General features: G+C 34.1%; 13 protein-coding genes and 1 pseudogene. 11 read left to right on the top strand and 3 right to left on the bottom strand.

Going from position 1 to position 13,334, the window contains the following annotated elements:
* Positions 1 to 55 precede the first annotated feature (55 nt).
* On the bottom strand, positions 56 to 571 hold the full coding sequence (locus Q5794_RS19270; RefSeq protein ID WP_192995094.1) for a cyclophilin-like fold protein: 516 nt from the start codon (positions 569 to 571) through the stop codon (positions 56 to 58).
* Positions 572 to 734: 163 nt separating this feature from the next.
* On the opposite strand from Q5794_RS19270, the gene Q5794_RS19265 reads away from it, so the two are divergent.
* A complete protein-coding gene (locus Q5794_RS19265; RefSeq protein WP_374988327.1) occupies positions 735 to 1,637 on the top strand; it encodes a LysR family transcriptional regulator in 903 nt (300 codons plus the stop codon).
* 154 nt (positions 1,638 to 1,791) lie between these two features.
* Here the strand turns inward: Q5794_RS19265 and Q5794_RS19260 are convergent.
* Positions 1,792 to 2,219: pseudogene (locus tag Q5794_RS19260) on the bottom strand (MerR family transcriptional regulator).
* A gap of 264 nt (positions 2,220 to 2,483) precedes the next feature.
* On the opposite strand from Q5794_RS19260, the gene Q5794_RS19255 reads away from it, so the two are divergent.
* The gene (locus Q5794_RS19255) at positions 2,484 to 3,335 is read left to right on the top strand and encodes an aldo/keto reductase (protein WP_214987301.1); all 852 of its coding nucleotides are present in this window, start codon (positions 2,484 to 2,486) and stop codon (positions 3,333 to 3,335) included.
* 714 nt (positions 3,336 to 4,049) lie between these two features.
* Here the strand turns inward: Q5794_RS19255 and Q5794_RS19250 are convergent.
* Complete coding sequence (locus tag Q5794_RS19250) at positions 4,050 to 4,814, bottom strand: hypothetical protein (RefSeq protein WP_374988326.1); 765 nt, start codon at positions 4,812 to 4,814, stop codon at positions 4,050 to 4,052.
* A 506-nt stretch (positions 4,815 to 5,320) separates the two neighbouring features.
* On the opposite strand from Q5794_RS19250, the gene mreC reads away from it, so the two are divergent.
* The 9 genes from mreC (at position 5,321) to Q5794_RS19205 (ending at position 13,039) form a co-directional block, all read left to right on the top strand.
* The gene (gene mreC, locus Q5794_RS19245) at positions 5,321 to 6,112 is read left to right on the top strand and encodes a rod shape-determining protein MreC (RefSeq protein WP_374988325.1); all 792 of its coding nucleotides are present in this window, start codon (positions 5,321 to 5,323) and stop codon (positions 6,110 to 6,112) included.
* Between the two features lie 167 nt (positions 6,113 to 6,279).
* On the top strand, positions 6,280 to 6,975 hold the full coding sequence (locus Q5794_RS19240; RefSeq protein ID WP_192995085.1) for a response regulator transcription factor: 696 nt from the start codon (positions 6,280 to 6,282) through the stop codon (positions 6,973 to 6,975).
* 353 nt (positions 6,976 to 7,328) lie between these two features.
* Entirely contained in the window at positions 7,329 to 8,009 is a 681-nt protein-coding gene (locus Q5794_RS19235; RefSeq protein ID WP_192995083.1) for a response regulator transcription factor, read from the top strand.
* A complete protein-coding gene (locus tag Q5794_RS19230) occupies positions 8,006 to 9,424 on the top strand; it encodes a HAMP domain-containing histidine kinase (RefSeq protein WP_192995081.1) in 1,419 nt (472 codons plus the stop codon). Before Q5794_RS19235 ends, Q5794_RS19230 begins: the two co-directional genes overlap by 4 nt.
* Positions 9,425 to 9,565: 141 nt before the next feature.
* Positions 9,566 to 10,234, top strand: a complete 669-nt coding sequence (locus tag Q5794_RS19225; RefSeq protein WP_374988324.1) for a phosphatase PAP2 family protein — start codon at positions 9,566 to 9,568, stop codon at positions 10,232 to 10,234.
* Positions 10,235 to 10,867: 633 nt separating this feature from the next.
* Complete coding sequence (locus Q5794_RS19220; RefSeq protein WP_013058429.1) at positions 10,868 to 11,023, top strand: hypothetical protein; 156 nt, start codon at positions 10,868 to 10,870, stop codon at positions 11,021 to 11,023.
* Positions 11,024 to 11,306: 283 nt separating this feature from the next.
* Positions 11,307 to 11,636, top strand: coding sequence for a PadR family transcriptional regulator (locus tag Q5794_RS19215; protein WP_013084425.1), 330 nt, complete (start codon positions 11,307 to 11,309; stop codon positions 11,634 to 11,636).
* The gene (locus Q5794_RS19210) at positions 11,623 to 12,186 is read left to right on the top strand and encodes a hypothetical protein (protein WP_374988323.1); all 564 of its coding nucleotides are present in this window, start codon (positions 11,623 to 11,625) and stop codon (positions 12,184 to 12,186) included. The genes Q5794_RS19215 and Q5794_RS19210 overlap by 14 nt, the downstream gene beginning before the upstream one ends.
* Complete coding sequence (locus tag Q5794_RS19205) at positions 12,176 to 13,039, top strand: DUF4097 domain-containing protein (protein ID WP_374988322.1); 864 nt, start codon at positions 12,176 to 12,178, stop codon at positions 13,037 to 13,039. Before Q5794_RS19210 ends, Q5794_RS19205 begins: the two co-directional genes overlap by 11 nt.
* The last annotated feature ends 295 nt before the right edge of the window (positions 13,040 to 13,334 follow it).

Genomic DNA, 13,334 nt, shown 5'->3' with positions numbered 1-13,334 from the left:
GCGTTATGTTCTAGCTGCTTCAAAGCGGGCTGTTTAAAGAGCAATTGTCATGTTTTTACTTAGTCACTTTTTCAATGGTAACTGTAAAATCACCATTAATATTTTCAACGTTTTCTTTTCCAGACTCAATCTGACCTAGTATGATAAGGTCATTTGTGGCATCCTCAAAACCTTTATAAAAAATAGCTACATTGCCCCAAGGAGCGTAATAAGCAAAGTTGCCTTTTTTTGATAGATCTCCAGCTTGTACATCATCTGCTGATAATCTCTTTTGTAAAATACTAATTTTTTCTTTACCTATATAATCTTCAAAAGTTACTGTTAAAGGTAATCGAACTAGAAATTCCTTACTTGTTGGGTTATCATACATCCTTACTACTACTTCTTTGTCGTTAAACGTTAATTTTATTTTTGCATCTGAAATAGAATCCTCTTTTAGTTGTTCTGTTGCACGATTTAAATGCTTACTTGCATTATGATCTGCGTCTGCTGCAGATGAATTATTGTTGCTACAAGCAGCGAGGGCAAGGCTTGTTACTAAGATAGAAGACAGACACAACAGCTTTTGCATTTTAAGCTCCTTTCCACTTTTAATAATTAAAGGTTGAACTTCTTTGTTATTTATTCTACCGGCTTCTTTTGAATATAAAAAATACTTATATCTTATATCATGATATGTTTGATAAGCATTTCTAGAGTGTATATACTAAAGCTTATGAAAGGAGGAGGGGGATATGGAAATTCGAGTTTTGCGGTATTTTCTTGCGGTTGCAAGAGAAGGAAACATCACGAAGGCCGCTGATGTTTTGCATGTGACACAGCCAACTCTGTCTAGACAATTAAAAGACCTTGAACAAGAGTTAGGTAAAAAACTATTTATTCGCAGCAGTCACAGTGTCATTCTGACAGATGAAGGAATGCTTCTGCGAAACAGGGCAGAAGAAATTGTTAATATGGTGGATAAATTAGAGGCGGAATTTAGTTCGATGGAAGAAACAATAGGTGGTGATGTCTATATAGGCGGCGGGGAAACTGAAGCAATGAAACACATTGCACGAGTAGCAAAAGATGTACAGGTACGTTATCCCAATATAAGATATCACCTCTACAGCGGAAACGAAGAAGATATAACGGAACGGCTTGACAAGGGATTGCTTGATTTCGGTATTTTAATTCAGCCAGCCGATATTTCAAAATACAATTATCTTAATATGCCTGCCAAAGATGTTTGGGGCGTTGTGATGAGAAAAGGCAGCTCTCTTGCCCTCAAAGAAAGCATTCAAGCTGCAGATTTATTAAACGTTCCACTGATTTGTTCACGACAGGCCATGAAACAGACGTTTTCAAAAAATGAATTTGCGGATTGGTTTGGCGAAGACTTTCATAAATTAAACATCGTCACTACATACAATCTTGCATATAATGCGGCCATTATGGTTGAAGAAGGCGTTGGATATGCAATAACACTTGATAAAATAGTCAATACGTCTACTGCTAGTAATCTTTGTTTCAGACCCTTACAGCCAAGACTTGAATCAGGTTTAAATATTGTGTGGAAAAAGCATCATGTTCTTTCAGCTGCGGCAAATGCGTTTTTAAAAGAACTGCAGGAAGAATTTGCACACACTCTAAACTGACAGGGCATCGGTCTAGCTCAAACAAATGGAGTAAAACGGCTGTAATCGCCCAGGCTATTTTAAAGAGAGTTAAAGTTGAAAACCGAAGGCAGTACAAAGACTTATCTATACTGTATGATAGATAAGTCTTTGTACTGGTGATATAGAGTTGATGTTAAGATCCTTTGGATGTTTTATTAGCACGTATTAATTCCCATTCGCTAGGGTTAGTGTCATCTGGCAATAAACCGTTAATAATATCAAGATAATGATTTGCTTTTTCGTCCATATATTTTACAGTTCTTTTAGCTTCCCCTAATTGAGCTTTAGCGATCTCTTTTTGTTTTAAAATGATTTGATAGCGCTCATGAATGGTAGTTCCACCTTCTAAACACAAATCTACGTAGGTTTAATGTCTTCCACTGTCATCCCACATTGTTTTAAATATTTAACACCTGTCAGCCAATTAATGGACTCTTGATCAAAAAGACGAATATTGTTTTTATCACGCTGTACGCTTGGAACTAATCCTTTATCCGTGTAGAAACGAACGGTATGTTCCGTTATGTCAAGCAGCTTAGCCACATCTTTCACCGTATACATTTTGGCCACTCCCATAAACATTTTTTCTTCATTACTGTTTAAAAACCTATCACATTCGTGTAACACGAATGTGATAGGTTTTTTATCATTCACGTTTTTAAATTTGAAGATATAGTTTAACCATTTTCTTCACCTTATACGCTTTAATTCCAGATTGAATAGTTCAACTTAATTTATTTAAAAGCCTTGACCTCGTGTAACACGAAGGCATTAGGATAATACTTGTGCAAGGTTAACGAAACTTTAAAACAGGAGGAATTTTATATGCAAAAAATTACTTTGAACAATGGTGTTGAAATGCCTATCTTAGGCTTCGGTGTATTTCAAGTTCCTGACTCAGCTCAATGTGAACAAGCAGTATCCGACGCACTTGAAGCAGGATATCGTCTAATTGATACAGCGGCGGCTTATATGAATGAGGAGGCAGTTGGTGCAGCCATCAAAAAAAGTGGCATTCCAAGAGAAGAGCTTTTTATCACAACAAAGCTTTGGGTTCAGGATCAAGGTTATGAAAGTGCCAAAAAAGCCTTTAACGTTTCTTTGGAAAAGCTGGGGCTTGATTATCTTGATTTGTATTTAATCCACCAGCCGTTTAATGATTATTATGGTTCTTGGCGCGCAATGGAGGAGATTTATGAGGAAGGGAAAATTCGTGCTATCGGTGTATCCAACTTCTATCCGGATCGTCTAGTTGATTTAATTCTAAATAATGAAGTTGTGCCGGCTGTAAACCAAGTGGAAAACCATCCGTTCTTTCAACAGAAAGCCGCAAAGAAAGTGATGAAAGAATACGGTGTGCAAATACAAGCATGGGGACCATTTGCAGAAGGTCAAAATAATATCTTCCAAAATGAATTACTTTCCGGTATTGGAGCGAAATATGGAAAAACAGTGGCACAAGTTATTTTGCGCTGGCATATTCAACGTGGTGTCGTTACCATTCCAAAATCTGTTCATAAAGAACGCATCGCTGAAAACTTTAACGTCTGGGATTTCACTTTAAGTGATAAAGACATGGCAGAAATTGCCGCTATGGACAGTGGGAAAAGTGAAATTATTGATCATTTTATCGCTGATACGGCTAAAGCCTTAAATGGATGGAAGATTCATGAATAACTAATAATAAAAAATTTGCATAGCTGCATATTTAATGTGGGTAGCGATTGAAGAAAAAAAGAAGTACCGAAAAAGAGCCGGCTTGAACGAACAGAAGATGATTAGAAACCGGTTAACTTTCATAGATCTTAATGGAATAAAGGTGTATAAAAGCGTGGACTATAACGAGTTCACGCTTTTATAGTGAGAGCTTAAAACATAGACTTCATTTTTCAAAGAAGAAATTTTTAAAAAGATAAGTATGACGTATATTTCACCAGTTTTTCACTATTAGATGCTAGTATAAATTTCAGTAATGCAATACAACATTTTCTATAGAACTCCCCTATTTAGGCTGACCTTTTAAGGTGAGCTTTTTTTGTGGCTGCAATTAATATGCTCCATAGAATATTGTACATACAGGAAATAAAACACACGACTAACAGTCATATTAGTCGTGTGTTTTAGGAGAGTAACCTACTTGTTTATAGTATATCTTTCTGCTATTCATTCAATCATGTCCAGTAACAGTCATTAAGGAAGATACTACTTGTGTTGGTTAGAGTAGATAAAATCACTAATAACTTTGACGAACAATCCAATTGGGTAGACGGTTATAAATGCCTTCCATGTATTCCAATGATTCAAATCATACAAGAGGATTCATACAATCAGTCACTTCATTAGATTTTTTCTTTTTATGAATTTTATAATGTATTAAATAAAAAAGAAAACCTACAGCGCTTGTTCTGAGCTTACGTTATTTTGTCTAAATGTCGTATAAATCATAAAGGCAATAAGAATGGAGGCTAGGACTAGAGAAGAGCCTGTCGTACCTAAGTCTAAACCACCTTTTTCATGTGGCTTTGTCAAAAGGTCTCCAAATGTTGCTCCGAAAGGTCGAGTCAAAACGAATGCTACCCAAAATAAAAATACACGAGAAATCTTTGTATAGAAGGTACATATAGCGATGAATGCTAGTAAGCTGCCGATTAGAATAGCTCCACCTATATATCCAAGGCCAGACGTATCTGACAAAAAATCTCCTAAAGCTGTACCTAATGTGTTTGAGAAAAGGATGGCAATCCAATAAAGTACTTCAGCCTTGCGGTTTCTAATATAATTGATATTTAATGAACGCTCGCTAAAATACCAATATGCAAATATCGACAACAATATAGTAATTAATATCATAGAGCCTTTTGCGTAACCTAATGCCAGTGTACGATCCATAAAATCAGACATAGTTGTGCCAGCTACGCTAGTTGACAGAATAACGGTCCAATAGAGGGCCGGAATATACCTTTTAGAGCTTAGTTGAGCTACAAGTGTAATTAAAAATATGCTAAAAAAGATCAGCGTACTGACTGCATATCCAACTCCTAATGTTTGTGCTAATAAGTCCCCTGCGGTTTCACCCAGTGTCGTAGCAGAAATCTTCATAATCCAAAAAACAAGTGTAATTTGTGCAATTTTATTCATTGGCGAAAATGCTTGCATTTTTAATTTTTCTCTCCTTCTTGTGCTAACTGTTTATTCTCTTAAATAAACGGCACACTTGTCTAACGTTTTTCTTAAAAAATTCTTTAAAAGCTTCATCACTGCAATTCAAACTGTACAGTCTTTTTCTAAAATCAAAATGAAAAGTAAATAAAAATTTAATGAGATTTCTATAAAAAACTTTTTATTAATGTTTTTGATTAAATGTTTTATCAACTCTTTTGGACCATGATGTTTTTATAAAAATAAAATATTTATTTTTTATTAAATTCTCATTTTAATTTCATTTAAATTTCATTACACAGTATTAAATTTAAATTATGTGAGCCAAATTTTAAAACATAACGTTATTCCTTTAGCTTCTGAAGCTAGAAAATAAGTATAATTCATTAAAAGAAGGAGAACGTTGAACAGTTGTTAAGAGGTCAAAGATGATGATACTTAAGAAGTTTTTAAGAAACAGCTGATATTATAAATAGCATGGCTATTGGTAGGAAGGTGCCAGTTTGATACGTTTTCAAAGAAAGAAGAAAAGACATAGATATAGGTTAATAGGAGGAATTCTTACTGTAGGAGGAATTATTTTTATTGGAACCTTGTACAAAGAAAGCTTACCTTCTTTAGACAAGCTTTCTTGGAGTGAACCTCAACAAGTGAGTCAATTATTTTCCACTTACAGAGAAAACTCTACCTTAAAGAATAAGCTAGCCACTGAAAATCAGGAGGAGGCAAATGTTTATAAGTTGGAATATGAAAATAAAGTATTAAAAGAAGTTTTAAAAGCAGAAGATGAGGTGAAAGCCTATAACCCTATAACAGCTACCGTAATTGGTCGATCAACGAATAATTGGAACAATGAAATAACAATTGACAAGGGAAAGAAGCAGGGGATGAAAATAGACATGAATGTGCTGGGCACAAATGGAGTTATTGGGAAGGTATCCAAAGTTTTTTCGTCAACATCTATAGTAGAATTAATTAGCTCAAACTTTAGGACAAATCGCATGGCGGTAATGTTAAAGGATAGGAAAAGCGTGAATGGAACATTAGAAGGCTATGATGATAAAAAAGGTAATTTAATTATTAGAAATATCCCTAGTGGGGCTGAGGTTAATGTAGGAGATAAAGTTCAAACCTCTCCCATCAGTTCAATCTTTCAAGGGAAATTAGCCTTAGGAAAAGTAATTAAAGTAAAACCTGATGAATATGGACTAACGCAATTGGCCGTTGTAAAACCCTCATCCAACTTTAATGATATTAGTGAAGTAATTGTTATTAAAGCAAAGAACAATGGGTAGGGAATTTGATATCATATCAGACGTCTTTTATCGTATATTTTTATGTTGAGTACTTAAAATTTCCTATTTTCCAATGAGATGTTGGTTTGTGATAGCTATACACTTCTCTTTATTATGGAAAGAACGATATGCAAAACAAAAATATAGAGATTGCAAAGAGGGGTTATATGAAAGAAAGTATTTTAATTGTGGAAGATGAAGTAGAAATAGGCAACATATTAAAAATGGAACTTGAACATGAAGGTTACCAAGTCAAAATTAAAAACAATGGCAAAGATGGTCTCGAAGTGGCCTTATCACATATGTTTGATTTAATTTTACTTGACATTATGCTACCGGAAATGAGCGGTATAGAGGTCTTGCGTAAGTTAAGAAAGAGAGAAAGTTACGTGCCTATTATCCTTTTAACAGCCCGTAATTCAACTCTAGACAAAATAATGGGGTTAGATCATGGCGCAAACGATTATATAACTAAGCCATTTAAAACTGAAGAATTGCTGGCTCGGATACGTTCTTTACTACGTTATAAACATCTTATTATTAGGGATAAGGTAGAAAAAGACTCTTTATTATTAATTAAAGATATGGTTATCAATACTGAATCAAGAGAGGTAACTAGAGCTGGGCAAAAAATTTGCTTAACCCCTAAAGAGTACAATTTATTAATTTACTTAGTCCTCCATAAAAATAAGACAGTTACACGTGAAGGTATCTTACTAAATGTATGGGGATATGAATACAAAGGAGATACAAATATACTTGATGTTTATATAAGTTATTTGAGAAAGAAAGTTGAAGAAGGATTTAGTACCTCACTCATTGAGACTGTTCGAGGTATAGGATACACCATTAAAGAAATTTAAAGGAACAAGTACTAGATTTCATTTCTGAATGTTGAATTTTATTGGTGAAAATATACACACGCAGTTCAGACGTTTTATGCTAATGATCTTAAGGAGAGCTCGTGAGCAACTTTATATGATTCATTAAAGATGATTAAGAAATAAATTCATTTATTCTTAATCTCTTTTTTATTCAAATCTAATTTTTATTTGATAAATTGAAGAAAAGCTTATAAGTAAGAAAATCATAGAAAACTTATTTCATATTTCTTTTTATTGTCTTTCAGAGTTGAGGGGTATAGCTATAGTATTAGTATTCATTTGTAGAAGAAGTTTTTACGTTTTTTATTTTTAGACAAAGGAGAGTACTTTATATGCAAAAGGTACTGATTATAGAGGATGAAGAAGGATTAGTAGAATTTTTAGAATTAGAACTAAAATATGAAGGATATTTAGTTGACGTAGCTTACGATGGTCGTACTGGTTTAGATAAAGCAACCAAGCAGAAGTACGATATTATATTACTGGATTTAATGATGCCTGGATTAAATGGAATTGAAGTATGCAGAAGACTAAGAACAACTAAGGATACTCCTGTTATTATGCTCACGGCTAAGGATAGCGTCATGGATAGGGTAATGGGGCTTGATAATGGAGCTGACGATTATTTGTCGAAACCATTTGCAATTGAAGAATTATTTGCAAGAATGAGAGTCATTTTTAGACGTCAAGAAAACAACAAGATCTTAGATCAAAAGCTATTATTAACATTTAAAGATATTGAACTTGATTTGGAATCAAGAACGGTGATAAAAGAGAAAATGCTGATTGAACTCACGAACAAAGAATTTGAGCTTCTAGCTATTTTCATGCGTAACGTTAATAAAGTATTAACGAGAGATATGCTTTTAGAACAAGTGTGGGGGTACGATTCAGTTGTTGAAACGAACGTTGTAGATGTATATGTTAGATATTTAAGAAATAAATTAAGTGCAGAGGACAAAGAGTTATATATTCAAACCGTTAGAGGGGTCGGATACGTGATGCGTGAATGAGAAAATGGATAAAATATATAAAAGATTTACCTATAAGATGGAAGATAACTTTATGGTCTTCCATGTTTTTATTTTTTCTTTTTCTTTCTTATAATGTCTTTCAATATATTGTGATTAATAATGGCATTTTAAATTATGAAAAGCAAAATGGTATTCATCAATTAAAAGAGGTTCTCGCTTTTATTCAATCTGATGATGAACCTTTATCTTTAAAACAAATCAAAAACAGTAAAGGGTACTTAACGAAAATTAATGAAAAGAATCAGTTGATTCGTGTTCTTGATATGAAAGGGAACGTCATAACCAGCACATCAAATAATGTTTCACCAAACTGGCAGCAACCGAAAACGGTGAAGCACCAAGAGTACAAAGTGATTCGAAACCACGATGAACGTCTACTCGTTCTCCGTTCTCCAATCGTCACCGACAACTTCACTGGAACTGTTGAAATTATTAGAAATATGGAGATGTCCGATGCTTTTATGGATAAGGTGTTTTTATTAATGCTTGCTGCAGGAGTAGGTTCACTAGTCTTTAGTATTCTCGGTGGAACAATTTTAGCAAAGAAAATACTATCTAACATTCAAGCGTTAACATTGACGATGAAAAAAATAAAAATAAATGGCCTTGAAGAACGGGTTCCAGTTAATGAAAAAAACGATGAATTTGCCCAATTAGGCAGTTTATTTAATGAGTTAATGGATAGCCTCGAAGACTCTTTCTTACAGCAAAAACAGTTTGTAGAGGATGCTTCACATGAATTAAGAACTCCGTTAGCCATTATCCAAGGACATTTGATGTTGTTAAATCGCTGGGGCAAAAATGATGCGGCAGTACTAGATAAATCCTTAAAATCCAGCCTGAAAGAAGTAGACCGTTTAACGAATCTTGTGCAAGAATTATTAGAGTTATCCCGTGCCGAAAATAGCCTGATAAACCCTGTAGATGTTGAACCTATCAACGTATGGACGGCTGTACAACATGTTGTAAGGAATTTTGAAGTACTGTATAGCAACTATGAGTTTAAAATAAGACATTCTCATGAAAGTCTGTATGTGAATATTTCTTCTCGGCATCTAGAACAAATATTAATCATTTTGTTAGATAATGCAGTCAAATATTCCAAAAAGGAAGAGAAAGAAGTAGTTATAGACTGTTCTCTAATCAATGAAAAAGTATACCTTAAAGTAATGGATAAAGGAATTGGAATCCCAGAAGAAGATATCCCCTATATTTTAAATAGATTTTATCGAGTTGATAAGGCAAGGAGCAGAAAGCAAGGAGGACTTGGCTTAGGACTGGCTATAGCCAAACGATGGGTTGAGAAGTACCACGGTACCATTAACATCGAGAGTAAAGAAAGCAAAGGAACAAATGTAACGGTTGTATTGCCTCTGTTTAATAACTCTTTATAAGTGTGAATATAAAACAAGCTCTTTTATTTTTAATACTCCTAATTTCAAAAGTAAAGAAATATTAAAATCTAAAAATAAAAAGACCTTATCACCTTTCATCAAAAATAGCTTGATAAAGAATAGAAAATAGAGGTGTCTAGTATGAAGTTGAAATTTCAATTTACACTTGCTTTTATGTTAAGCGTGCTGTCCCTTATTTGTTTTAGTGGGATAGCTATTTTAATTAGTGGATCAAAGATTGTGACATTTGATAACTATATTATATCGTTTATTCAAGGGGGCGAGTCTCCTGGGTTAACGGTTATTATGAAGTGCTTTACTTTCATAGGCTCTACACCATCCGTGACAGTTATTTCTCTCTTTAGTTTATTTTTTCTTTATAAAGTATTAAAACATCGAACCGAGCTTATTTTATTTATCTCGATTATTGTAGGTTCTCCAATCCTCAATGAGCTGCTAAAACTAATTTTTCATCGTGCACGTCCTGATTTCCATCGATTAATTGAAATCAATGGTTATAGTTTTCCAAGTGGACATGCCATGAGTGCCTTTGCTGTTTACGGCGTCCTTTCATTCTTGCTCTGGCGTCATATTCCTACTCGCTGGGGACGTACACTTTTAATCGTTATTAGCATTACGATGATTCTAGCAATAGGTATTAGTCGTATTTACTTAGGTGTACATTATCCTAGCGACGTTATTGGAGGGTATTTTGCTAGCGGTTGCTGGCTAGCTATTGCTATTTGGTTTTATCAACGCTATCAGGAGAAGAAGTTTGAGCAAAAAAGGCCTACTCAAAGTAAAAAATAAATACGATTATATATCAACACTGAGATAACCCTATAGTCTAAGGCCACAAGTGATTGTATTCATAATTAAGTGGGTGAGGGGGTGGATCATTAAAAGTACTGATATTAAGAGGCGGCGGTTTTAAAATCAGCAAAAATATAATTAAGTACATATTCGTTTTATGTTCTAAGCAGGCTATAAAAGAGGCAGTGCACCTTCGGTTTGTGAATGTTCACTGTTTTGAGGTGATAACATCTTGAAAGCCTGCATTGATTTATCAACGTTTTCTCAGTAGGCGAATGAAAAGCTAATGTATAAAAAATGTATCTTTTATACAGATACTGCACCACCTAAAAATTCAAAAATTTGACAGCGTTCTACTTAAAACAGTCATAAAATTGACTGTTTTTTATTATTAAAAAATGTAAAAAAACGGTTACTTTTTTCTTCAACGTATTACAAAAAATCAAATTTACTTAAGACATTTCTATCAATTGTGATAACAACTGTTAAATTTTATCTTTAAAAGTGATATTCTTACAAGCATTCAATCAGTATACTTTCAAAGCTATTTATTGATTTAATTTTATAGTATGAAACAAACATGGAGAGCCACGATTGCTTTATTACTTTTAAACGAAGGATGAGTGATGGATGAACAAACTTATAATACCAGCCATATTAGTTATCTTCGCTTTATGGATTTTATTACAATTGGCTTTAGGCGGGGACGTTTTCAAAAACCCGCTAAACTATTTTATCTTAATAACGGTTTTCTTTTTATTTATCAAACAAGCAAAAGAAAAATAGCCTGGCTTGATCGCTGCTGTGTAGTCTATAGTTATAGGCTGCTTTTTCTTTTGGCCGCGTTAAAAATAATTCCATATATAAGCTAATTAGAAAAAGAAGGTTGAACCTTGCTTTATAAAAAATACCTTACGACTGTAAAGATGGTTAAAATTTGAAAAAAATATTAAACAGTACCTTGCAATAAACAATAGCTGGTGATATATTGTAATTATTAGGAAATCATTATGAATCAGTACTATACAATAAACAGTAGTGAACTGTGAAAAGAAAAGGGTGAAGAACAGTGAACGTACAATTTAAAAAAGGAGTTTTAGAGCTTTGTGTCCTTGTGTTACTTGATAAGAAAGACCGCTATGGATATGAATTAGTTCAAAAAATCTCCGATCAAATTGAAATATCAGAAGGATCAGTATATCCTCTTCTGCGCCGGTTAACCAAAGAAGAATATTTTACAACGTATTTAAAAGAATCTACAGAAGGTCCTTCAAGGAAGTATTATCAGCTTACCGATAAAGGAAGAGATTATTTATACAAGCTTGTCGATGAGTGGAACGAGTTTTCAAGAGGTGTTAATCAATTAATTAAAGAAGGTGTGAACAATGTCGAAGAGTAAATTTTTACAGCAACTAAGTGAATCTTTAAAATCATTGTCCTCAAAAGAACGGGCAGATATTTTACAAGATTATGAAGAGCATTTTTCCATTGGCTTAGAAGAAGGAAAAACAGAAGAAGAAATTGTGACCTCCTTAGGTTCTCCGAATCAAATAGCCAAAGAATTGCTGGCAGATTATCACGTTGAGCAAGCAACAGCAAAGGCAACAACTCAAAATATTTTGAGAGCCACTTGGGCCGTAATTGGTTTAGCTTTTTTTAATGTAGTAATTGTTCTTGGTCCTGCCGTTGCACTAGCTGGCTTCATTCTGTCAGCTTGGGCCATAGGTCTATGCTTCTTGCTATCTCCTATTCTAGTTCTGGGTGAGGCTATTGTACATTCGAGCGGCTTTTTTCTCTTTAATCTTTTTATGTCTTTAGCATTTTGCGGACTTGGCTATTTTATTATGTTAGGTATGTTAGTTGTGACAAAGCTAGTTATAAAAGGCTTTGTACGTTATCTAAAATACAATGTATCACTGGTGAAAGGCGGTTTAAAACGTGCTGAATAAAAAGAAACTCTCCATTCTTGCAGGTATTCTCGTCCTTGTTGGGATTATAGGAAGTCTCCTTACTTATCGTGCTATTGATCCTGAACCTATTTCAAAAGAAAAAACAATCAACAGCAATCAAGTATCCAAGGTAAACATCGATACGGATAATACCCGTGTTCATGTGTACCCTATCAAAGGCGATAACATCAAAGTAACATTAAAAGGTGAAACATCTCCTAATATAAAAAGAGACTTCACTACTGACGTTAGAAATTCAACGCTTTTCATCTCCTATAATGAACAACAGCGCAGCTGGGTCAATTTTGACATTGTTAGTGTATTAAAACCGCTATCCATCAACGTTTATCTGCCTGAAAAACAGTATAATTCATTGGGGATTTCCAGCAACAACGGATATGTGTCCGTTAAAAAATTACGCGCAGCAGATGTCTCCATTCGCGCAAACAATGGACGTGTAGAATTAGAGAAGATTGATTCACAAAACCTGAATACCAGCGTACACAATGGACTTACAAGCATAAAAAATGCTGCAGCAAAAGCGGTTCAAGCAAAAGGAAATAACGGGAAAATAACGCTGAGTAACGTGGAAGGTAGTTTAGAAGGCGAAACGCATAACGGAAGCATCGCTCTTGAAACAAAAGAACTTGATCGAGATATTGACTTTAAAACGCACAATGGAAAAATTAAGATTACAACGAAAAAAGAACCAAGTGACGTTCAATTCAACGTTTCTGTCGACAACGGGAAAGTAGATATCTTGAATAAATATGATGGGGACGCTGTTATTGGAAAAGGAAAGAATACGATTAAACTAGCCACTCATAACGGCAGTATTTCAGTAATAAAGTAACCTGTTAGCTATACGGCACAAAGCTCATCTGCCAAAAAGCAGAGGCACAGCTAGCCGCAGATAATCCAAAAATGGTTTCACTCATTGAACGTTGATGAGTGGAACCATTTTTTCTATGCAAGGTTAATACGGTAACAGCTTGTCATGACACGTGTAAATAAGTGATGATTTCAAATTATTTTGAATTTTTATTCATTTTAATTTATAATTTGGTAAGTAAATGCAGAATAAGGTTCTACTAGAACAATCTCTCTATAGTTTGTGTGTAGCAAGGTAAGGTGTATTTATTTTAATC

It is taken from the genome of Priestia megaterium, assembly GCF_041941685.1.
Lineage (GTDB): Bacteria > Bacillota > Bacilli > Bacillales > Bacillaceae_H > Priestia > Priestia megaterium_C.
The sequence above is the reverse complement of the archived record's forward strand: the minus strand, read 5'-3'. Positions and strand labels throughout refer to the sequence as shown.